This window comes from uncultured Sneathiella sp. (assembly GCF_963973085.1).
Taxonomy (GTDB): Bacteria; Pseudomonadota; Alphaproteobacteria; order Sneathiellales; family Sneathiellaceae; genus Sneathiella.
Genome location: NZ_CAXAXA010000001.1, coordinates 596,489 through 616,378, shown reverse-complemented (window position 1 = coordinate 616,378; position 19,890 = coordinate 596,489). Strand labels below are relative to the sequence as shown.

At 55.2% G+C, this 19,890-nt stretch carries 17 protein-coding genes; 7 read left to right on the top strand and 10 right to left on the bottom strand.

The window, feature by feature from the left end; genetic code table 11:
* Nucleotides 1–9 precede the first annotated feature (9 nt).
* From AACZ19_RS02885 to AACZ19_RS02845, 9 genes are all read right to left on the bottom strand, one after another.
* Complete coding sequence (locus AACZ19_RS02885) at nucleotides 10–3,099, bottom strand: efflux RND transporter permease subunit (RefSeq protein ID WP_339630946.1); 3,090 nt, start codon at nucleotides 3,097–3,099, stop codon at nucleotides 10–12.
* Nucleotide 3,100: 1 nt separating this feature from the next.
* On the bottom strand, nucleotides 3,101–4,183 hold the full coding sequence (locus tag AACZ19_RS02880; RefSeq protein ID WP_339630944.1) for an efflux RND transporter periplasmic adaptor subunit: 1,083 nt from the start codon (nucleotides 4,181–4,183) through the stop codon (nucleotides 3,101–3,103).
* A gap of 108 nt (nucleotides 4,184–4,291) precedes the next feature.
* A complete protein-coding gene (locus AACZ19_RS02875; protein WP_339630942.1) occupies nucleotides 4,292–5,401 on the bottom strand; it encodes an FAD-binding oxidoreductase in 1,110 nt (369 codons plus the stop codon).
* The gene (locus AACZ19_RS02870; RefSeq protein ID WP_339630940.1) at nucleotides 5,401–6,420 is read right to left on the bottom strand and encodes a histone deacetylase family protein; all 1,020 of its coding nucleotides are present in this window, start codon (nucleotides 6,418–6,420) and stop codon (nucleotides 5,401–5,403) included. The genes AACZ19_RS02875 and AACZ19_RS02870 overlap by 1 nt, the downstream gene beginning before the upstream one ends.
* A gap of 43 nt (nucleotides 6,421–6,463) precedes the next feature.
* Complete coding sequence (locus AACZ19_RS02865; RefSeq protein ID WP_339630937.1) at nucleotides 6,464–7,822, bottom strand: aspartate aminotransferase family protein; 1,359 nt, start codon at nucleotides 7,820–7,822, stop codon at nucleotides 6,464–6,466.
* Nucleotides 7,819–8,904: an ABC transporter ATP-binding protein gene (locus AACZ19_RS02860; RefSeq protein ID WP_339630936.1), complete on the bottom strand. Its 1,086-nt coding sequence runs from the start codon at nucleotides 8,902–8,904 to the stop codon at nucleotides 7,819–7,821. Before AACZ19_RS02860 ends, AACZ19_RS02865 begins: the two co-directional genes overlap by 4 nt.
* A 66-nt stretch (nucleotides 8,905–8,970) precedes the next feature.
* Nucleotides 8,971–10,110: an extracellular solute-binding protein gene (locus AACZ19_RS02855; protein ID WP_339630934.1), complete on the bottom strand. Its 1,140-nt coding sequence runs from the start codon at nucleotides 10,108–10,110 to the stop codon at nucleotides 8,971–8,973.
* A gap of 39 nt (nucleotides 10,111–10,149) precedes the next feature.
* Complete coding sequence (locus tag AACZ19_RS02850; protein WP_339630932.1) at nucleotides 10,150–10,935, bottom strand: ABC transporter permease; 786 nt, start codon at nucleotides 10,933–10,935, stop codon at nucleotides 10,150–10,152.
* Entirely contained in the window at nucleotides 10,932–11,801 is an 870-nt protein-coding gene (locus AACZ19_RS02845; RefSeq protein WP_339630930.1) for an ABC transporter permease, read from the bottom strand. Before AACZ19_RS02845 ends, AACZ19_RS02850 begins: the two co-directional genes overlap by 4 nt.
* A gap of 109 nt (nucleotides 11,802–11,910) precedes the next feature.
* Here AACZ19_RS02845 and AACZ19_RS02840 point away from each other — a divergent pair, with 109 nt between their 5' ends.
* Complete coding sequence (locus tag AACZ19_RS02840) at nucleotides 11,911–12,870, top strand: LysR family transcriptional regulator (RefSeq protein ID WP_339630928.1); 960 nt, start codon at nucleotides 11,911–11,913, stop codon at nucleotides 12,868–12,870.
* A gap of 87 nt (nucleotides 12,871–12,957) precedes the next feature.
* On the opposite strand, the gene AACZ19_RS02835 is transcribed toward AACZ19_RS02840, so the two are convergent.
* Nucleotides 12,958–13,953 (bottom strand): ABC transporter substrate-binding protein, encoded by a 996-nt coding sequence (locus tag AACZ19_RS02835; RefSeq protein WP_339630926.1) that lies wholly within the window; start codon nucleotides 13,951–13,953, stop codon nucleotides 12,958–12,960.
* Nucleotides 13,954–14,127: 174 nt separating this feature from the next.
* Here AACZ19_RS02835 and AACZ19_RS02830 point away from each other — a divergent pair, with 174 nt between their 5' ends.
* The 6 genes from AACZ19_RS02830 to AACZ19_RS02805 all read left to right on the top strand — a co-directional run bounded on the left by AACZ19_RS02830 (nucleotide 14,128) and on the right by AACZ19_RS02805 (nucleotide 19,878).
* The gene (locus tag AACZ19_RS02830; RefSeq protein WP_339630924.1) at nucleotides 14,128–14,817 is read left to right on the top strand and encodes a TetR/AcrR family transcriptional regulator; all 690 of its coding nucleotides are present in this window, start codon (nucleotides 14,128–14,130) and stop codon (nucleotides 14,815–14,817) included.
* Nucleotides 14,818–14,948: 131 nt separating this feature from the next.
* Entirely contained in the window at nucleotides 14,949–15,806 is an 858-nt protein-coding gene (locus AACZ19_RS02825; protein WP_339630923.1) for an ABC transporter permease, read from the top strand.
* Nucleotides 15,803–17,239 (top strand): amidase, encoded by a 1,437-nt coding sequence (locus tag AACZ19_RS02820; RefSeq protein ID WP_339630921.1) that lies wholly within the window; start codon nucleotides 15,803–15,805, stop codon nucleotides 17,237–17,239. The genes AACZ19_RS02825 and AACZ19_RS02820 overlap by 4 nt, the downstream gene beginning before the upstream one ends.
* A complete protein-coding gene (locus AACZ19_RS02815; protein ID WP_339630919.1) occupies nucleotides 17,236–18,072 on the top strand; it encodes a GNAT family N-acetyltransferase in 837 nt (278 codons plus the stop codon). Before AACZ19_RS02820 ends, AACZ19_RS02815 begins: the two co-directional genes overlap by 4 nt.
* A gap of 18 nt (nucleotides 18,073–18,090) precedes the next feature.
* Nucleotides 18,091–18,861 carry an ABC transporter ATP-binding protein gene (locus AACZ19_RS02810; RefSeq protein WP_339630917.1) on the top strand — a complete coding sequence of 257 codons (771 nt, stop codon included), beginning with the start codon at nucleotides 18,091–18,093 and terminating at the stop codon, nucleotides 18,859–18,861.
* Between the two features lie 318 nt (nucleotides 18,862–19,179).
* Nucleotides 19,180–19,878 carry a GntR family transcriptional regulator gene (locus tag AACZ19_RS02805; RefSeq protein WP_339630915.1) on the top strand — a complete coding sequence of 233 codons (699 nt, stop codon included), beginning with the start codon at nucleotides 19,180–19,182 and terminating at the stop codon, nucleotides 19,876–19,878.
* Nucleotides 19,879–19,890: the final 12 nt, after the last annotated feature.

Sequence of the window (19,890 nt, the reverse complement as noted above, 5' to 3'; positions counted from 1 at the left end):
AGTTGCCGTTTAATGCGATAGAGCTTCTGTATCCGTCATGGGTCTGGAATCTTTACTCGCTTCAAGCTTACCTTTTTTTCGGTTGCGGGCCAGCAAGCTGTATGCCGTTGGCACGACGAACAGGGTCAGCACCGTCCCAAATGTCATACCGCCGACGATCACCCAGCCGATTTCCTGCCGGCTTTCGGCGCCCGCGCCCGATGCGAGGGCGAGGGGGATGGCGCCGGACACCATGGCGCCGGTCGTCATCAGGATCGGCCGCAGGCGCAGGGCGGCGGCCTCGACCACCGCGTCATGAATAGATTTGCCCTCGTCCTGAAGCTGATTGGCGAACTGCACAATCAGGATGCCATGTTTGCTGATCAGTCCGATGAGCGTTACCAGTCCGACCTGGCTGTAAATATTCAACGTACCGCCACTTAAATTGAGCGCGAGCAGGGCGCCGGTCATGGAAAGCGGGACAGTAAACATGATAATCAGCGGATCGACAAAGCTCTCGAACTGAGCGGCGAGCACGAGGAAGATAAAGCCGAGCGCTAGCAGGAACACGAACAGAAGGCTTGTCCCCGCGGCCTTGAACTCGCGGGATTCACCGGCGAAATCATACCGCGCTGTCGGGGGAAGAACCTGTCTTGCTGTTGCCTCCAGCGCGTCGAGACCCTCGCCAAGGGAATAGCCGGGCGCAATATTGCCGGTAATTGTCGCCGCACGAAACTGGTTAAACCGATTCAGTTCCTTTGGCGCCACCGTTTCACGCACTGAAACAAGATTGGAAAGCTGGATCGGCGTTCCATCACGGCCACGGACATAAATGTCATTCAGGTCGCTCGCCGTCCGCCGGTCGTCGGGAGCCATTTGAACAATAACGTCATATTGCTCGCCATTCTGGTTGAACCGGGTCACCTGACGACCGCCGAGCAATGTTTCAAGTGTTCGCCCGACATTCAGGACACCGGCACCTGTATCGGCAACACGCTCCCGATCGACTTCAACATCAAGCTGAGGTTTGTTGAGTCTGAGATCACTGTCAAGATTCATGAGCCCCGGATATTTTTCTGCTTCCTCAAGAAATGCCTGCACATAATCATCCAGGGTTTCATATGTCTCGGGTGTCTGGATAACGAATTCAATCGGTTTGCTGCGGGCACTCTGGCCAAAGGAGCCGGGATTATTGGCAAAGGCACGAACGCCTGTAATCTTGCTGAGTTCGGGCTGTAGGCCACGCACGATTTCCATCTGGGTACGTTCGCGCTCTTCCCATGGTGTCAGCTGGGAAAAGGAGATGAGCTCCGTCACCGCGCGGGAGCCGACAATCGCGAAGTAATGTTGCACCTCCGGTATCTTGTCGAGCAGGGATTCAAACTCTTCGGCATAGCGTGCCGTGAAATTGACGGTTGAGCCTTCTGGCGCATTTCCTGCGGTAAATATAACGCCCCGATCTTCAATCGGCGCAAGCTCGGATTTCAGTCCGGTCAACAGGAAGTAGCTCCATCCGGCGACAAGAAGAGCTACGATAACCACAACGGGTCGTATTCGAAGCGTTGCCAACAGCACTTTCTTGTAACCATTGTTCAGGGCCAGCAAGCCGCGTTCCAAGAAGTTGTAGAGCCAACCGTGCTTCTCATGAGCTTTCAGTAGCCGGGAGCACATCATTGGACTCAGTGTCAGGGCGACAAACCCGGACACCAGCACTGCTCCGGCCAATGTCAGCGCGAATTCCGTGAATAATGTGCCCGTGCGTCCGGGCGCAAAGGCGACGGGGACATATACAGCGGCCAACGTCAGTGTCATTGCGACAACGGCGCTCGATATCTCCCTGATGCCGACAATGGCGGCTTTGACCGGCGCCATGCCTTTCTCGACATGGCGATGGATATTTTCAAGCACGACAATTGCATCGTCGACCACCAGACCAATGGCCAGCACCATCGCCAGCAAGGTAAGCGTATTAATCGAGAAGCCGAGCATTTGCATGAGCGCGAAAGCCCCGATCAGTGAGACCGGTATCGTCACAAGTGGAATGATTGTCGCCCGGATCGTGCGGAGAAAGAAGAAAATCACTATGACAACAAGAGCAACCGCCTCAGAGATTGTTGTATAAACCGCCTTGATCGACCGGTCGATGAAGGTCGATTTATCGTAGGCGATCGTTACATCCATCCCATCCGGAAGGTCGCCGGTGAGGGCAGGCAGGACTTCCTGCATGGCCGTCGAAACATCCAGCGGATTAGCTGTTGCCTGCTTGACGATACCGAGGATCACTGCATTATCCCCATTAAACCGGGTGACCCGTCGTTCATCCTGCGGACCGATTTCAACGCGCGCGATGTCCTTGATCCGGATCAGGAGGCCGCCAATATCCCGGATGACAATTTTCTCAAACTGTTCCGGCGTTACCAGTCCGGTCCGGGACAGGACTGTGAATTCCCGGTCAAGGCTTTCAATGCGACCTGCTGGCACTTCGACATTCTGCTGGCGCAGGGCTTCCTCTACATCCTGTGCGGTGAGCTTGTAGGCCGCCAGCCGTGCCCGATCGAGCCAGATACGCATGGCATAGCGCCGCTCTCCGAAAATACGGACTTCCGCGACGCCTGGAATATTTTGTAACCGGTCCCGGACATATCGATCCGCATAATCGGAAATTTCAATCGGGGAGTGCCGGTCGCTGGTAAAGGCAAGATAAATAATTGATTGCGCGTCCGCCTCGACCTTGGCAATGACAGGTTCCAACACTTCCGCCGGAAGCCGGCCGCGGACGCGAGAAACGCGGTCGCGCACATCACTCGCCGAGACGTCCGGATCGACGCCTAGGCGGAATCGCACGGTTATACGGCTCTCTTCCGGCTGGCTGCTGGAACTGATGATCTCGATCCCCTCGATCCCGGCGATTGATCCCTCCAGTACCTGGGTTACCTGTGTTTCGATAATTTGCGCACTGGCGCCGGGATAGTCTGTACGAACGGAGACAATCGGTTCATCGATATTCGGATATTCGCGGACAGTAAGCTGCATGTAGGAGACGAGCCCGATCAGCATGACAATCAGGCTCATGACCGTTGAAAATACCGGCCTCCGGATGAAGAATTCGAAAATGTCCATCTCAGCTATCTGCGCCGATCTTGATAATCTCGACGCGCGTGCCGTTATTGACCTGCTGGTGACCGGCTGTCACAACGACCGCATCGCCCTCCAGCCCCTTCGTCACTTCCGCCTGACCGGAGAGGCGCTGACCCAGCTCGATCTCTGTCAGGACCGTGCGGTTATCGACAACCGTGTAGACATAATGCTTACGGTCGCGGGCGAAAATCGCGGATTCTGGGACAATAACCGAGTTGTCACGGCGATTGACGATAATCTGAACGCGGGCGAACAGGCCCGGAAAGAGAATCTGGTCCGGGTTCGGGATGCGGGCGCGAAGCCTCACGGCGCGCCCGTTTTCATCGACGATCGGATCAATGACATAGATTTCGCCCTCAAACGTCTTGCCGGGACGGGCGTCAACCGTGACCCGGATTGCCTGTCCGGGATGAAGGCTTGAAAGCGAGAGTTCCGGTACCCGGAAATCTACTTTTATCGGGTCAATATTGACAAGTTGGACAAGATGGTCTCCTGGCGTCACATAGGCCCCAATACTGACGGATCGAAGTCCGATCACGCCGGAAAAAGGGGCAGCAATCGTCGCTTTTTCAAGCCGGGCGCGCGCCAGGGACAAATTGGCTTCCGCGACCTGATTGGCAGCCACGGCCTCATCCCGGGCGCGTAATGTCCCGGTTCCCTGTTTCGCCAGTTTATTGGCCCGCTCCAGATTTGTTTTGGCAAGTGTCAGGTCCGATTGCACCTTGACCAGCTCGGCCCTTAAAATACTGTCATCCAGTTCTACAAGTGCATCTCCGGCGGTGACGTTGTCACTTTCATCAAAGCGGATTTTCTCGACCCGTCCTGCGATTTCCGATGAAATGATGACAGCCTCATTCGCTTGCAGCGTGCCGACTGCCCGAATATCTTCTATCACAGGACCTATCGTCACTTTTTCTGCTTCGACGGTGACGGTTTTCTCTGCTGTGCTATTGGCGGCATTTGCGGCAGGGGCAGCACTCATGCCCTGCTCGGTGAGGTAATAATATCCTCCGCCGATGGCGATTGCGGCAAATACCAACACCGCCCAGAATGCTTTGCTGTTCATTCAATATGTCCCGGTTTCCGGTTCTCGCAAATTGGAACCAGACAAAAGTATTTTATGTTTTCTTCGGGCAACCGTCAAATTCAATTGTTGGTGCTGAATGTTGAAGATTTACTTCCGCGAGGAAAATCGCGCCGGGCTCAAAGCAGAGATGATATTTGGCGATAACGCACTGGATTTTTCAAGGCAAAGCGCTGCGGTAAGAGAGGCGAGGGCCGGAGCCGTCTGCATACCATAGCCCCCTTGACCGGCCAGCCAGAAAAAACCGTCCGCTTTGGCATCGAAGCCGACAACCGGTGTTCGGTCGGCAACAAAACTGCGAAGGCCCGCCCAGCTTTTCTCTACACGGGTCACAGGGACTGTCACCGCCTTTTCAAAGCGGTCCAGTCCTTCGGCCATCACCATATCGTCTGGCCAGGCGTCATGGGGTTCCACCGGGTCTTCATCGGCGGGGGAAACAAACAGTTTGCCAGCTTCCGGTTTGGCATACCATTGCTCGGATGCAGTGACAAACAGGGGCCAGTTTGTAATATCATGATCCGGCGGGGACGGGAGCAGGATGGCACTGCGGCGCATCGGCGACAGGCCAACCTTCCGAACGCCAGCCATTTCCGCAACGTTATCGGCCCAGGCTCCGGCTGCATTGATCAGGATGGGGGCCTGAAAATTGCCTGCAGGGGTTTCAACAGACCAGAGACCTTTGGAAAAAGTGATATTTCTGGCTGGAGCATTCGTGATGATCTTGCCGTCGCGCTTTCGCAATAGCCGGGCATATCCTTGCAGCATTCGGTCCACATCGATATCCTGGGCGTTCCGTTCAATTGCGGCGGCAGCAATTTTTTCGCGGCGGAGGATGGGAACGAGGATTACCGCTTCGTCCGGACTTATTCTTTCCATCCCTTCCGCACCTTCAAGATAGCTTTCCAGCGCCTCAAGTTCGTCTTCATTCGCAATCATCAATTCACCGCGCGGAGACAGCAGGGAGTTTTCTGAAATCCCTGCGGGTTCTTTCAAAACAGGTTCCGCCACGGCATTGAGGGCGCGCAAGGTTGCGTTTCCATAGTTGCGGATAAAGATTGCCGCGGATCGGCCGGAGGAGTGGTATCCAATTGCCTCTTCCGTCTCCAGCACCGTCACTCTGGCGTCTGCGGAAAGTTCTGCCGCCGCGCTGATCCCGGCGATCCCGCCGCCAATCACCAGAATGTCGCTTGTCGCTGTCATTACGCCTCAAATCCGGTTAGAAAACTTGTCAGGTTCTCGCCGAGCTCCTTGGAGAGATATCCTCCTTCTTGTACCAGAAGCGTGGGAAGTTCCAATGTCGAAATGGCGTTTCCCAGTCGGGCGAAACCGGGCGTTGTGATCGACAGGCCCTGAAGCGGGTCATTTTCGTATGAGTCGAGCCCGAGCGCGATAATAACGCAATCGGCGCCAAAGGCCTGAATTCGTTCAAACGCCTTGTCGAGGGTTCTTAGATATTCATCATCGCCAGTTCCACGCGGGAGCGGAAGGTTGAGGTTATAGCCTTGCCCCGCGCCGTCGCCTCGCTCTTGAGATCCTCCCCAGAAGAAGGGGTAGAATCTGTCCGGATCGGCGTGAAGGGAGACCGTCAGCACGTCGCCCCTTTCATAGAAAATACCTTGCGTCCCATTGCCGTGATGGACATCCACATCCAGAATTGCAGGCTTTTTGCCGGCCCGCAGAAGATGCTCCGCGGCGATAGCGGAATTATTCAGGAAGCAGAATCCCCCGGCGTAATCGCTGAAAGCGTGATGGCCGGGCGGACGGCTGAGCGCGTAGGCGGCTTTCTCTCCGGCCAGCAGCACATCCGCTCCCGTCAGGGCCGTTTGTGCGGACCAATAGGCGGCTTCCCATGTCCCGGCCGCGATGGGGCAAGCGGTATCGGCCTGATGATATCCGGCCTGACCGACGGCTGACTTGGGATAATTTGCGCGCCGTCTGTCGGGATGAACATTGGGGATAACCTCTGCCGAGGCACCGTCAATCCGCCGCCAGCGCTCATAAATATTGCGAAGGAACACGAGATATTCGGCCGTGTGGATCGCTGCAATCGGCCCAGCGCCATGATCCTCGGGCGTTTGAAAACGGCATCCGGCGGCGATCGCGCCCTCTTTCAGGACTTCAATCCGCCGGGGCTGCTCCGGGTTGGGATGCGCAACGCCGCTGGACATGAAATTTTTGGGGTCGTGAGCCCATTGCCGGTCGTCGAGAATTGCTTTCATGATTTCCCTCAGTCAGTTTGGCTATAACTTGAACAGGTAAGTTTCAGGCGGCGTTAGAATGCGCAGGCAAGCCTGTTTCCGCCGCAAAGGCATCGAGGGCGGAGGTCAGGAGATCCATTATTTCCCCGACATCTTCGGCCGTCGTGATCATAGGCGGACAGACGAGAAAATGATCACCGTCATGACCGCCTCGCGTTCGCCGTGAATAGATAATCAGGCCTTTGTCATAGGCAATATCCACCAGCCTCTGAAATGCGTTCAACTCTTTCGGCAGTGGTGCCATGCTTTGGCGGTCCGATACCAGCTCGAACGCGAGAAGCAAACCCATGCCGCGCACATCGCCGATAAAAGGATAGCGAGTCATAAGCGTTTCAAGCTCGGATTTCAGCACGTTCCCGACTTTTGTGGCGTTACCGATCATCCCCTGTATTTCAATTTCCTCAATAACAGCGAGACCGGCGGCGCAGGCGAGCGGATTTCCCGCGTAGGTGTACCCGTGCTGAAACCCGCCAGCAGCCAGCACAGGTTCGACAATCGCGTCATCCGCAATCATGGCTCCGAGCGGCGCATATCCGGCGGCAAAGCCCTTGGAAATAACAAGAATATCCGGTTTGACATCCCAATGCTCCGCCGCGAAAAAACGTCCCGTCCGTCCGCCGCCGGTCATCACCTCGTCATGGATCAGTAAAATGCCGTAGCGGCTACAGATTTCCCGGATTCGCTGCATATATCCTGCGGGAGGGACCAGCGCCCCGGTCGAAGCACCACCCACCGGCTCGACAATAAAGGCGAGGACGGTTTCCGGCCCTTCCTGCAGAATACGCTCTTCCAGCATATCGGCATAATGCTGGCCGGTTTTTTCTTGGGTCATATCCAGCCCGTCGAGGTAGGCGCGGGGTGCCGGTATTTTCGGCATCTGGTGCATCATTGGATCGAACGGTGCGGTCATCGGGGCATAACCTGTAAGAGCCAGTGCGCCAAGAGTGCTGCCGTGATAACTCGGGTATCGCGAAATGATCTTGTAGCGCTGGCCCTCCCGGATCGCGAGGGCGTATTGGCGGGCCAGTTTGACGGCGCTTTCCACGGCTTCGGACCCGCCGGAGACGAAAAAGACCTTCTCAAGCCCATCGGGGGCAAGTGCGGCTGCTTTCGTCGCCAGCCGTTCGGAGGGTTCTGTCTCGAAATGAAGGCGATAGCCGAAGGTCGATTTCTCCATCTGTCGGCGCATGGCTTCCAGGACATGCGGATTCGAATGGCCGATATTGCAAACCATCGCACCGGAAGATCCGTCAAGATAGCGCTTGCCATCCACATCCCACATATAGATGCCCCGCGCCTGGGCAAGGGCAGGACGGCGCAGGCGGGTCTGATAGAATAGATTGCTTTTGGGCCGTTCGGTCATACGGTCTCTCCCGGTAGGACGACGCAGTCCACAGGGCGAACGCGGATGGAAACGGTTTCACCGACGGAGAAGGGCCTGGTCTCGATCATATTGATGGCCTGCAATTGCGTGTTTCCAACACGCAGAAAATACCGTGCGGCCTGTCCCTGATAATCGACGGTTTCGACGGTTCCCTCGGTGGCAAAGCGATCGTCCGCGGTGGCGGACTGAGGAAGCAGGTTGAGCTTTTCTGCACGGATCACGAGCTTGACTTGCTCGGCTTCATGAACGTCCCGGCTCCGGTCTTTGGGCAGGGTAATTGTGCCCATTTCTGGGACATCCAATGTCACGCTATTCTCTGAGACCCCCGTGCAACGGGCGGCCAGTATATTGGAGGTGCCCAGAAAGCGGGCAATGAATTCACTCGCCGGATTGTTGTAGACTTCCTCCGGCGGGCCCACCTGTTCGACCCGGCCTTCGGACATGACGATCACAAGATCGGACATGGCTAGGGCTTCGGATTGGTCATGGGTTACAAAAACGGTGGTGATCCCCGTCTGTTGCTGAATGCGCTTAAGCTCAATCCGCATATCCTCACGCAGGTTTGCGTCGAGAGCGGAGAGCGGTTCGTCCAGCAAGAGGACATCGGGCTCAATGATGATCGCGCGGGCGAGGGCGATCCGCTGCTGCTGACCGCCGGACAGCTGAGCGGGGTATCTGTCTCCGACATCGGGCAGTTGGACAAGTTCCAGCACATCTTTGACCCGCTTTGTGATATCCGCCTTTGAAACGTCGCGGTATTTGAGACCAAAGGCGACATTCTGAGCAATCGTCTTATGGGGAAAGAGTGCATAGTTCTGAAACACGATCCCGAGGTTGCGCTTATGAATTGGAAGATCGTTCACCCGCTCGCCGCCGATGGTGATGTCCCCTTCGGTCGGGTCAAGAAGCCCGGCAATCATGCGAAGGGTTGTCGTCTTGCCGCAGCCGGACGGTCCGAGAAGTGTGATAAAGCTTCCCTCCGGTATCTCCAGCGACATGGGATGAACGGCGGTAAAGGCCCCGAAGCGCTTGACGATATTTGTTAGGCTGACGACACTCACGAACAATCTCCTTGACTGAGAATGAAGGGCTCCCCGCCCGCCGGAGCGGATGGGGAGCGATTGGGCTTAGTAGCCTTTCTGAATACGACCGAACTGCTTCGACCATTCCTGTTCATGGTCATTCCAGTAGGTCGGATCGGCAAAGGTGAGTCCGTCCAGCGTGCCGGTTGGATCGAACGCCGGCAGTTTCGGGATTTTCTCGCCAAGATCGACTTTATTCGGGTCGAGTGCCGGCGGATAGTTCTGGCCCTCTGCGACCGCAATGGAGGTTTCCGGCGCCAGCATGAAGTTCAGAAGTTCCTCGCAGGCCTCCATGGGAGAACCCTTGATGACGAACAGGCATTCCTGCCAGCCGAACCCGTTGGGCGGATCCATATAGCCGATGTCATGCCCCTGTTCCTGAAGGGCATAGACCCGTCCGGACCAGGCTTCCGTCGCGTAGATTTCTTCTTCCGCGAGCAGGCTCATCAGTTCCGCACCGGAGCTCCAGTATTTGAGCAGCAGGTCGCGGTTCGTGCGGATGGCATCCCAGACAGCATCCATATCGGTTGCGTTGTTCGGATCCTGCCCGGTCTGCAGGGAGGCGTACCAGATCCGTGTCCGCCAGTCGCCCCAGGCACCAAGCTTTCCCTTCAGATCCTTGTCGATCAAAAGTTTCGCGCCTTTTTCCTTGGCTTCTTCGTCCGAGATATGCTTGCGGTTATAGGCAATCCCGGTCGTGCCATAGTCATAGGGAACGCAAGACAGTGTTCCGTCTGTCACCTTGCGGAACACATTCGTCAGCTTCGGAATGACATATTCAAGGTTCGGGATGTTTTTCTCGTTCAGCACACTGGTCAGGCCGAGATTATCGTACCGGGCGTAGTCGAATACGCCGGACAGATGGGCAATATTGTATTCGCCCGGCTGACTCGCCTTGATACGGGAAATATATTCATCGCCGCTGCCGAAGGTGCCGTCGACGACCTTGATCCCGGTTTTCTTTGTGTAGGGGTCAAACGCATATTTGCGGAAGGCCTCGGAAACCACACCGCCCCAGCCGTCGAAGCGGACCTGTTCCGTTGCCGCCAGGGCATGTCTTGCATAAGGTGTGGCCACCCCGTAGGCGAGACCGGCCGCCCCGATCAGGCCGAGAAAAGAGCGTCTGCTCAGGTCTCCATTATTATAGCGTTCCAGTAATCTTTCGTAGCGTTTTGAATTATCCATTTGATACCTCCTGGGTTGTAAAAAATTTCGGTACGTGTGTTACCCACCACTCTTCGTTGACATTTTCCGGACAATCGCAATTCCGATCAGTGGAAGACCGACTGTCAGGAAAATCATGACGGTGCCGAGCGCGTTGATCTCCGGCGAGATCGAGTTGCGCAGCATCGCAAAAATCTGGGTTGGAACGGTCTCGACACCCCCCGGTTTCCAGAACAGGGTGCCGGTAATGTCGTCAAAACTGATGGTAAAGGCGAACAGCATGCCGGCGAAGACGGCCGGGGCAAGCAGCGGCAAGGTGATCTGGAAGAAGGTTTGCCGCGGACTGGCGCCGAGACTCATGGCCGCCTCCTCCACGTCGCGGCGGATGTTGACCAGCCGGGCCTGAACCACAAGGACGACGAAGGGGAGCGTAAAGATTACATGTCCCATCAGAAGCAGGAAAAAGCTCTTGTTGATGGAAAGGGCATTCAGGAATAGGAGCAGGGCGACCGCCAGCACAACTTCGGGCACCAGGATCGGTGCGATCAGCAGGGTCGAGATCATATTCTGCCCCGGCACCTTGTAGCGGATAAGTGCGAGGCTGGCGAGGACGCCCAAGGTCGTCGAGATGATGGCGGTCAACGCACCCAGAAGGAGCGATGTCTCGAAGGCGCGCAAGATCGCGTCATTGTTCGCCAGCTTGACAAACCAGCGGAACGAGACGCCGGTAATCGGAAAGCTCCCGAACTGGTTCGCGTTGAAGCTGAGCAGAATGACAACGCCGATCGGGAGGAACAGGAACAGATAGACCAGAATTGTCCAGAACCGGAGGAAAAACCAGCTCATTTGCCCAATCCTTTCATTAACTGGCCCATGCCGAGGAAATGGTTATAGACAATGACCAGTGCACCCAGCACGGCGAGTAGCATCAGGGAAAGGGCCGAGCCAAGCGGCCAGTCAAGCTGGGTGATGATGGCTTCGAAGACCAGGTTTGCGAACATGGCATCGGACGGACCACCCAGAATGATAGGCGTGATATAGGTTCCCGCAGCAAGGACAAAGCAGAGCAGGCCGCCCGCCGCAAGCCCGGCGATGGAAAGCGGCAGTGTAACCTCAAGAAAGCTCTGCCACCCCGTCGCGCCGAGGGACCGGGCCGCATCTTCCAGCGTCGTATCGATCCCCTCAAGGCTGACATAGATATTCAGGATCATGAAGGGGAGCAGGAAATGCACGAGACCGAGAACAATGGTCACCTGATTATAAAGCATCTGGATCGGCTCGTCGGTAAGTCCGAGTGTTATCAACAGCGTATTGACCGCGCCGGAAACTCCCAGAATGTTGATCCATGACATGGTGCGGATGATATAGCTGATCCAGAACGGCAGCATGAGCAAGAGCAGCAGCAGGGCCTTGTTGCCCTTGGATCGCGCAATGAAATAAGCCGCCGGATAGCCGAGAATGGCGCAAACCACCGTGGTAATTGCCGCAATCTTCAGGGTGTAGAAAAGAATATCCCGGTAGAAGGGATCGGTCAGCGCTTCTTGCCAGTTATCCAGATAAAAGCCAACCTGATCCGCGCCGGTCGAGGTGCGCAGCCAGAAAGAGTAAACGACAATGAACATGAGAGGGATAATGAGCAACAGCGTGACCGCTGTCAGCGAGGGCGCCAGCAATTTCCATGGTTGCCGTGCTTCGCGCGTCTCGATTGTCATCAGGTCTCCCCATACCCTCTATAAATCTTCTGGATAAAAAGGTTACATAGCGGTTAGTATTGATCAAATAGATAATGGCAATGTTCAATATTGATGAAATTTATGGCCTATGGAAAAATCCGACCCGATAGAGCGCCTCGCCCGTGAACTGGACTGGAATCTGCTCCGGACTTTTATCGTTATTGCGAAGTCGAAAAGCTTGACGGAAGCGGCGGAGGTTCTGCGCTTGAAACAGCCGACCCTGTCGAGTGCCCTGAAACGGCTTGAAAGCAGGGTCGGCAAACGCCTGATTGACCGATCACCGGGAAAATTCCGCCTGACAACGGCAGGGCAGGTGCTGGAACGGGAGGCCATTGAAATCCATGGGGCGATCCTCCGCCTTGGTACCTTGATGCGGGAGGTAACGGATGAGGTGAGGGGGCATGTCCGGATTGCCATGGCCAGCCATGTGGTCAGTCCGCTGTTCAACGATACGCTGACGGAATTTCATGCGACCCACCCCCATGCGACCTTGTCGATTGATGTAACCGCAAGCCGTTACGCGATTGAGAACCTGACAGCGCGTCATGCGTCGCTGGCGGTTTGCCTGGTTCATGATCGCAGTCCGAAACTGCGGTATCGGCGCATGTTTCAGGAATATTTTGGTCTTTTCTGCGGCCCCTCCCATCCGTTGTTTGGTAAGGAAAATCTGACAATTGCGGATCTGGCAGGGCACTCGTCTGTTAGCTTTGTCACTGATCAGATGGACGATGCGTTGAGGCCCGTTACCCTGATGCGGGCAGAGGCCCATTTAAGTGATCGGGTGGTCGGGACGTCCGCCCATCTGGAGGAGGTGCGGCGGATGATTATCGCCGGTCTCGGGATCGGACCCTTACCCATTCATGTGGTGCGCCGTGACCTGGAGGACGGACAGCTCTGGCAGTTACCTCCCTATGAGGATTTGCGGAAGATCGACGTCTATGTAGTCTGGAACCCAAAGGTACAGCTTAACCGCGCCGAACAGGCCTTTCTGGAAGCGCTCATTGCGCGGATCGATCGAACTGATATTGGTGAGCGAACATATCGTTGAGCTTTCAAACGAGGCGAGGGAAACTGCAAAAAAGGCCGGAAGACAATCTCTGTCAACCGGCCTTTTTCAAAGGTGGTGCCTGCCTTTTTATTGTGCGGTCATTTTCTGCGAGCCGTCGAGATATTCATTTGTATAGGCGTCCGCCGGATCAAATGGTTTCTCCATACCAAAATAGGTTTCGATCAGGTCATAGGTGTTCTGGATACGCTCTCCATCGAAGAAGCCCAGCCCTTCCGTCGTCGTGGTTTTGTCAGCCATCAAGTCCTTGACCCGCGTCCATTGATCATACATTGCTTTCTCATCGAGGCCGCTGGCCGCGGCCATCAGGGCGTCAACGCAAGGCTTCGGGTCTTCGACACAGGCGCTATAAGCACGCTGGGTGACCGAAACAAACGTTGCGACAGCTTCCGGGTTTTCCTTCATGTAGGCTGTATTGACGATGAATGAGTTGCCATATGGGTTGATGCCGTATTCACTCCAGCGGAGAAACGCCAGATCATCACCAAAGGCGGCAACCTTCGCATCATGACCATTATAGAATTCACTGATAATATCAACGCGATCAGCGGCAAGGGACGGATTCTTTGCGGGTGGCGCGAGGTTGACAAAGCTGACCGAGCCATCCTCAAGGCCGACGGCTTTCGCGAAAGCCGGCCAGAGAACACGCGCCGCATCTCCCGGAGGGTTGCCGAGAGTGTGACCCGCGAAATCTTTCGGACCTTTCATACCGGAGGATTTCTTCCAGTAGAGTGTAAGGGGCGAATTCGCGTAGAGGACCATGATGGCGGTCAGGTCCGCGCCTTTGGACTTGGCAACAAATGCCGTGCCAAGTTCGGCAATGCCGAATTCAGAGGAGCCTGTCCCGACGGTCTGTGCGGCGAGACCGGACCCTTTGCCGCTGTTCGCCTTCAGGTCGAGGCCCGCATCGGCATACCAACCCTGTTCAAGTGCATAATATATGGGAGCGTGATCCGCGCCTGGTGTCCAGTTCAGGATCAGATTCGCTTCCTCTGCCCAACCGGCAGTAGCGGAAATACTCAGGAGTGCTGTGCCGGCAATCCAGGATTTTAAAAGGTTCTTCATCGCTCTCTCCTGTTGTAGAAATACATGGCGCATAGGCTAAACAGTCTTTGGAGGCCACGGGCAATCAAATATGGTTGCAATGGTCATTATCAGTTGTCAGATCGTTCAATAATGTTATCTATGTCATAATGTAAGTCAATATATATCCAACTGGTTGGTTGATTTAGAGGGAAGATGGCCAAGTTATCAACGACACAGACAGACGCATTGATGCAGACAGAGGCGTTGCCAGAGGATGAGAAGGTAGTAAAGAAGCGTGTGCCGGGGGCGACGCGCAAGAAATTGTTGGCGGCGGGGCGTAAAGAGTTTGCCAATCGGGGCCTTGAAGGTGCGCGTGTCGATGAAATCGCAAAGCGTGCGGGGGTAAATAAACAGCTTGTCTATCATCACTTTGGCAACAAGGATGAGTTGTACCGCCATGTTCTTGAAAGTATCTATTTTGAAATCCGCAAGCGGGAGCAAGGGCTGAAACTTGATACTCTCCCGCCGCTTGAGGCAATACAGAAGCTGGTTGAATTTTCTTTCGATTATACGGCTAAGAACCGTGATTTTACGGCAATGCTCATTGATGAAAATGTGCATAAAGGCCGCCATATGAAAGATATCAAGGATCTGGAACTCCTGCATTCGCCCCTTATAACCGCTATTGAGCGCATACTGAAAAGGGGAGAGAAGGAGGGCGTGTTTCGCAGCGGTCTCAACCCCGAGCAGCTTTACATGTCAATTGCAGGGCTGGGCTTTTTCTATTTCAGCAATATCTACACACTATCAGCGATCTTTGGACATAAGCTGGATACACCAGAGAATATTTCAGAGCGAAAGGCGCATGTCGTCAAGCTCATAACCGATGCGGTTGTTCGATAAGTTGCTGGTAAAAAAGGGTGTCGGAAAATGGTGAAAGAGCCGCATTTCCATTATTGACAGGCGGTATTCATCTATTTAATAATCATCCAAACAGTTGGTTGATTGTTTCCTGATTTGGATTGGGGATGCGAATGGGCGAGGCAAGTGCGAAATCGAATCCTGATAACGACATGCCGACCTTGCGGCGCCCGGTTGGTTGGTTTAGCAGGAGCTGGCCTCACTTTGTGACCAACCTGCCACGTTACTCGGTCGTTGCATTTGTCCATATAATGGTTGTTGTTCTGTGGTACGCGGTTACGGCAACAGGTCTTGTTCACAAGTTAATTCTGCCATCACCGGGCGAGACATTTGCAACGCTTGCGCAGCCGCAATACCAGTGGCTGGATAACACCATGATCACGGCATGGGAGATAGTCGCGGGATACTGCCTGGCAGTGGTTGTCGGTGTTTTGCTGGCTCTGTTGTTCTCTTGGTTCCGGAGTTTGCAGACGACCTTATTTCCCCTGTTTGTCACCTTTAGTATGATTCCAAAGATCGCCCTGGGGCCGCTACTCATTGTCTGGTTTGGCTATGGGATTGGAACGAACGTGTTTTTTGCCTTCATTCTTTCTTTCTTTCCGATCCTGATAACTTCCGGGCGTGGCCTGCGCGAAGTGGAGCCGGACCTGCTGGACTTGGTCCGCGCATTAAAAGGCACGCGCTGGCAGATATTCCGCAAAATTCAGCTTCCGGGTGCAATGCCCTATATCTTCTCATCCATGAAAGTCGGTGCCATTCTGGCGCTTGCTGGCGCGATTGTCGGAGAGTTCGTGGCGTCAAGCCAGGGGCTTGGTTATCTGATGATCCAGGTTCAGTCAACGCTGGATACGGCGGCGATGTTCATGGCGGTTTTGCTCCTGAGCGTACTGGGCATCGGCCTGTTTAGCTTTGTCACATTGCTTGAGAGTATTTTCGTGCCGAAAGATGCGCGACTGGAAGGCCAGTCATGAGTTCCGATCTTCACATGACGGAAGAGCTTGCTTTCAGGTCCGCTCATAGCCTTTCAAGCGCGTTTCGGAGCGGGGAGCTTTCCCCGGTTGACGTGACGGAGAACCTGTTTTCAAGAATTGAGCAGCTGGAACCCGTTCTGAATGCCTTTTGTGTGCTGGATCGGGATGCGGCGCTGGAAGCGGCAAGGGCGTCCGAAAGTCGATGGAAAGCGGGCCAACCATTAAGTCCCATAGACGGGATTCCGGTCTCCATCAAGGACATTATCCTGACAAAGGGCTGGCCGACTTTACGGGGGTCGCTGACGATCAGTCCGGACCAGCCGTGGAATGTTGACGGGCCCGCAGTGGCAAGATTGCGTGAAGCCGGCGCGGTCATATTCGGCAAGACAACGACGCCGGAGTTCGCCTCAAAACCAGTCACCAACAGTGCCCTGACAGGCATTACCCGCAATCCCTGGAACCCGGCACTCACTCCGGGGGGCTCCAGCGGCGGCGCGGCCGCCGCCGTTGCGTCGGGTCTCGGGCCGCTCGCCCTTGCCACAGATGCGGGCGGATCCATTCGAATTCCGGCGAGCCTGTGCGGTGTTTTTGGGCATAAGCCAAGCGGCGGGCGCGTTCCGATGTTTCCGCCAACCCCGTATGCAAGTCTTGCCGGATTCGGGCCGATAACCCGGAATGTGACCGATGCGGCGATGATGCTGAGTGTGATCTCTGGCCCCGATACACGCGATTTCGGCGCCTTGCCCTATGATCCAATCGCCTATGAGGAAATGCTGGAAGAATGTGATTTATCGGGCCTGCGCATTGCATACAGCCCGACCATGGGCTATGCGGAGGTTGACGAAGAACTCGAAGCCATTGTCAGGCGTGCTGTTGATAAACTCGCCGCCAATGGCGCACATGTTGACCATGTAGTGAAGGTTATGGATAGTCCTCTCGACTCTCTGGAGCGGCTGAAGAAGGGTTTTGCCGACTATGCCTTTCGCAATCTTGCGCCAGAAGACATGGCAAAAGTGGATCCGATGATCGCAGAGGAGATACAGGCCTCGCGCGGTGCCGATCTGACAACGCATTTTGACGCTGAAATGGAGCGGGCTGAGCTGCACCGGCAGATGGCTGAGTTCCACAAAACATACGATATTTTGCTGACCCCTGCGATCTCAGCACAAGCATTCCCTGCTGAACAGGACGCACCGGAAGGCGGCGGTCGGTATGACTGGATACCTTTTACCTCTCCGTTCAATATGACGCGTCAACCTGCGGCGAGCATTCCTTGCGGATTTTCAGTCAGCGGAATGCCGATCGGCATGCAGATCGTCGGGCCACAGTTCGCCGATTTGGCGGTTCTTCAGGCTGCGCGGCAATTTGAGAAAATCCTCCCTTGGGAAGATATCAAGCCACGATATGGAAAGCCGGGTGCCGCGATATCATGACATCCGTTGACGCGCTTACCTTCGATGATCTGACGCCCGACGATATGGAGGCGGTCCTCAATCTTTCGGGGGAAGCGGGCTGGACACAGGTAGCGGATGACTGGCGACTGATGATGGGCCTCGGCTATTGCGCCGGATTTCGCGATCCGTCGGGTGTCCCAATCGCATCCGGTGTCGCCCTGCCAATGGATGACAGATATGGCTGGGTTAGCATGGTGCTGGTCACACGGGACTGGCAGAGAAAAGGGCTGGCCACGAGAATAGTGGATAAATGCTGCGAATGGCTTGAAGAGAAGGGAATAATGCCCTTGCTCGATGCCACTCCCGATGGGCGCACCGTGTATTCGCAGATGGGCTTTCACGATTTACTGAGCATTTCCCGGTGGCGGCGAGAGGGCGGCGATTTCGGCGGCGAGGTGACGGCATCTCCCGCACGGGCAGAGGCTCTGACCTGGATTGCGGATTATGATGCGAAGGCGTTCGGGGCGCATCGTCCCTCCATTCTCGGTGATTTGATGACGCGCGGCCCAGCATTTGTTGTCGATCATGAGGCGGGATTTCTTCTTGGCCGGGAAGGGCGGGGCGTAACCCAACTCGGACCAGTGTCGGCGAATGACGAAGCGATAGCGAAAAGCCTTCTCGATACAGCTGTTGCCTCGATCTCCGGCACGATAACCATTGATGCCTTTGATGCGCAAGAGGGGTTTGCCTCTAATCTGACAACCTGTGGGTTCGCGGTGCAACGTGGCTTCACGCGAATGATACGCGGGCCGGTCAGAACGATGGGCGATCCGACCCTGGCCTATGCCGCCGCCGGGCCTGAACTTGGGTGATTGAACTGAAAGTTGAAAATGATGTCTGCGAACACGATAATTAATCTTTCCGGTATCAAGAAAATTTATCGCACCAAGGAAAAGGAAACGGTCGCTGTTTCCGACGTCAGCATGGAGATTAACGCGGGGGATTTTATATCACTTGTTGGGCCCTCCGGTTGCGGAAAATCGACGATCCTGAAAATCATCGCGGATCTGATCCCGGTCGAAGCCGGAACCATCGAAATCGGCAATGCAGAACGACCGATTGATCGCAGCCGTGACATCGGCATGGTGTTCCAGCAGGCGTTGCTGCTGAAATGGCGCAAAATTATGGATAATGTTCTGCTGCCAGCCGAAATACTTGGGCTTCCCATGAAGGAGGCACGAGGCCGAGCAAAAGACCTCCTTGAAATGGTCGGCCTGCGTGGCTTTGAGGATGTCTACCCCTATGAGCTTTCTGGTGGGATGCAGCAGCGGGCGGCCATTGCCCGCTCCCTTGTGCATGATCCCGAAATCGTTCTGATGGACGAGCCGTTCGGTGCGCTGGATGCGCTGACGCGGGAGAAAATGAATACGGAGCTTCACCAGATCTGGCGAAGGTCAGGCAAGACGGTCCTGTTTGTAACACACAGCATTCAGGAGGCGGTCTTCCTTGGTACCCATTGCGCCGTATTGACGGCAGGCCCCGCCCGCATGGCGTCCTATTTCCCCATCGAGCTTGACGTGCCGCGGCATCTTTCCATGGTCACCGAACCGGAATTCGGTATCTATACCCGCAAGATTTATGACTTGCTGGGTGTTGAATAAAACGCGCTCTGTTTGCGGTTTTATGGTGATTTGAATCACTGTTATTTAGCACCGCACTCTTCTTCCCTGTTCTGTTTAAAATTGCTTCCACCCAGCGTGACCGGGCATTCATTCGCGGCTGCCAGCTTGTCTGTTTTTCCCTCAAAGACTCCATAGCATATGACTTAAAGTCCAAAAAAACGCTAATTTCTGGTGGTTCTTCGAGTATTTTTCACACCTATATTTGACGACATAATTGCAAATTATATTGTTGACAATATTATCGGCAATACATATCGTTTTAAGAACAGGGAATAAACTCGAAAAAACGAAGCAAAAATGACCAGCAAAAATGTCACCAATTTTCGGGGCGTGGAATCCTCCTCCAAACCGCCGGTCTCCGACACGGACCGGCTAGTGGATGAGCTACGTCGACGCATTGTCACCAACCAGATGCCGCCCGGCTCCCGCATTCGCGAAAATGAACTGGCGGAAGAGTTCAACGTATCCCGGTCCCGCGTCCGCGATGCGTTCGGCATTCTGGAGGAACGCGGCCTGATCGAGCGGATTCCGAACAAGGGGGCCGTTGTCATGCGGCTGGAGGCAGACAGCTTTCTGGAGCTGTTCGATGTTCGCGAGGTGCTGGAGGGCCTGATGGTCCGGCTGGCAACACAGAATACCGAGCCTGACTACTGGGACGACCTGATTGAGCTGTTCGGGGATGATCTGGAGAAGGCCGTCGCAGAAAATGATTTTAATGCCTATATGGCGGCCATCGCGGAATTTCGTCAAAGCTGCATTGATGCCGCCGGCAGCGGGACGCTCCGCGGGTTGCTGGACGATATCTATGACCGGGTGTTGAGTATGACAAGGCGCTTGATGCTGGTGCCGGGCCGCGCCAGTGAGGGATTTCGCCAACATCGGGAAATATTGCAAGCCATGCGCGCCGGTGATGTTGAGCTTGCGGAAGACCTGAAGCGCAATAACATCCGCAGCGCCCGTCAATGGTTTCTCAAATATAACGATTTCCTCCTGTGAGAGCGGTCCGGC

Bases quoted from the DNA above. Each gene is read 5' to 3' on its own strand.
- AACZ19_RS02885 (WP_339630946.1), bottom strand. From the start codon at position 3,099: ATGGACATTTTCGAATTCTTCATCCGGAGGCCGGTATTTTCAACGGTC.
- AACZ19_RS02880 (WP_339630944.1), bottom strand. From the start codon at position 4,183: ATGAACAGCAAAGCATTCTGGGCGGTGTTGGTATTTGCCGCAATCGCC.
- AACZ19_RS02875 (WP_339630942.1), bottom strand. From the start codon at position 5,401: ATGACAGCGACAAGCGACATTCTGGTGATTGGCGGCGGGATCGCCGGG.
- AACZ19_RS02870 (WP_339630940.1), bottom strand. From the start codon at position 6,420: ATGAAAGCAATTCTCGACGACCGGCAATGGGCTCACGACCCCAAAAAT.
- AACZ19_RS02865 (WP_339630937.1), bottom strand. From the start codon at position 7,822: ATGACCGAACGGCCCAAAAGCAATCTATTCTATCAGACCCGCCTGCGC.
- AACZ19_RS02855 (WP_339630934.1), bottom strand. From the start codon at position 10,110: ATGGATAATTCAAAACGCTACGAAAGATTACTGGAACGCTATAATAAT.
- AACZ19_RS02850 (WP_339630932.1), bottom strand. From the start codon at position 10,935: ATGAGCTGGTTTTTCCTCCGGTTCTGGACAATTCTGGTCTATCTGTTC.
- AACZ19_RS02845 (WP_339630930.1), bottom strand. From the start codon at position 11,801: ATGACAATCGAGACGCGCGAAGCACGGCAACCATGGAAATTGCTGGCG.
- AACZ19_RS02840 (WP_339630928.1), top strand. From the start codon at position 11,911: ATGGAAAAATCCGACCCGATAGAGCGCCTCGCCCGTGAACTGGACTGG.
- AACZ19_RS02835 (WP_339630926.1), bottom strand. From the start codon at position 13,953: ATGAAGAACCTTTTAAAATCCTGGATTGCCGGCACAGCACTCCTGAGT.
- AACZ19_RS02830 (WP_339630924.1), top strand. From the start codon at position 14,128: ATGGCCAAGTTATCAACGACACAGACAGACGCATTGATGCAGACAGAG.
- AACZ19_RS02825 (WP_339630923.1), top strand. From the start codon at position 14,949: ATGGGCGAGGCAAGTGCGAAATCGAATCCTGATAACGACATGCCGACC.
- AACZ19_RS02820 (WP_339630921.1), top strand. From the start codon at position 15,803: ATGAGTTCCGATCTTCACATGACGGAAGAGCTTGCTTTCAGGTCCGCT.
- AACZ19_RS02815 (WP_339630919.1), top strand. From the start codon at position 17,236: ATGACATCCGTTGACGCGCTTACCTTCGATGATCTGACGCCCGACGAT.
- AACZ19_RS02810 (WP_339630917.1), top strand. From the start codon at position 18,091: ATGATGTCTGCGAACACGATAATTAATCTTTCCGGTATCAAGAAAATT.
- AACZ19_RS02805 (WP_339630915.1), top strand. From the start codon at position 19,180: ATGACCAGCAAAAATGTCACCAATTTTCGGGGCGTGGAATCCTCCTCC.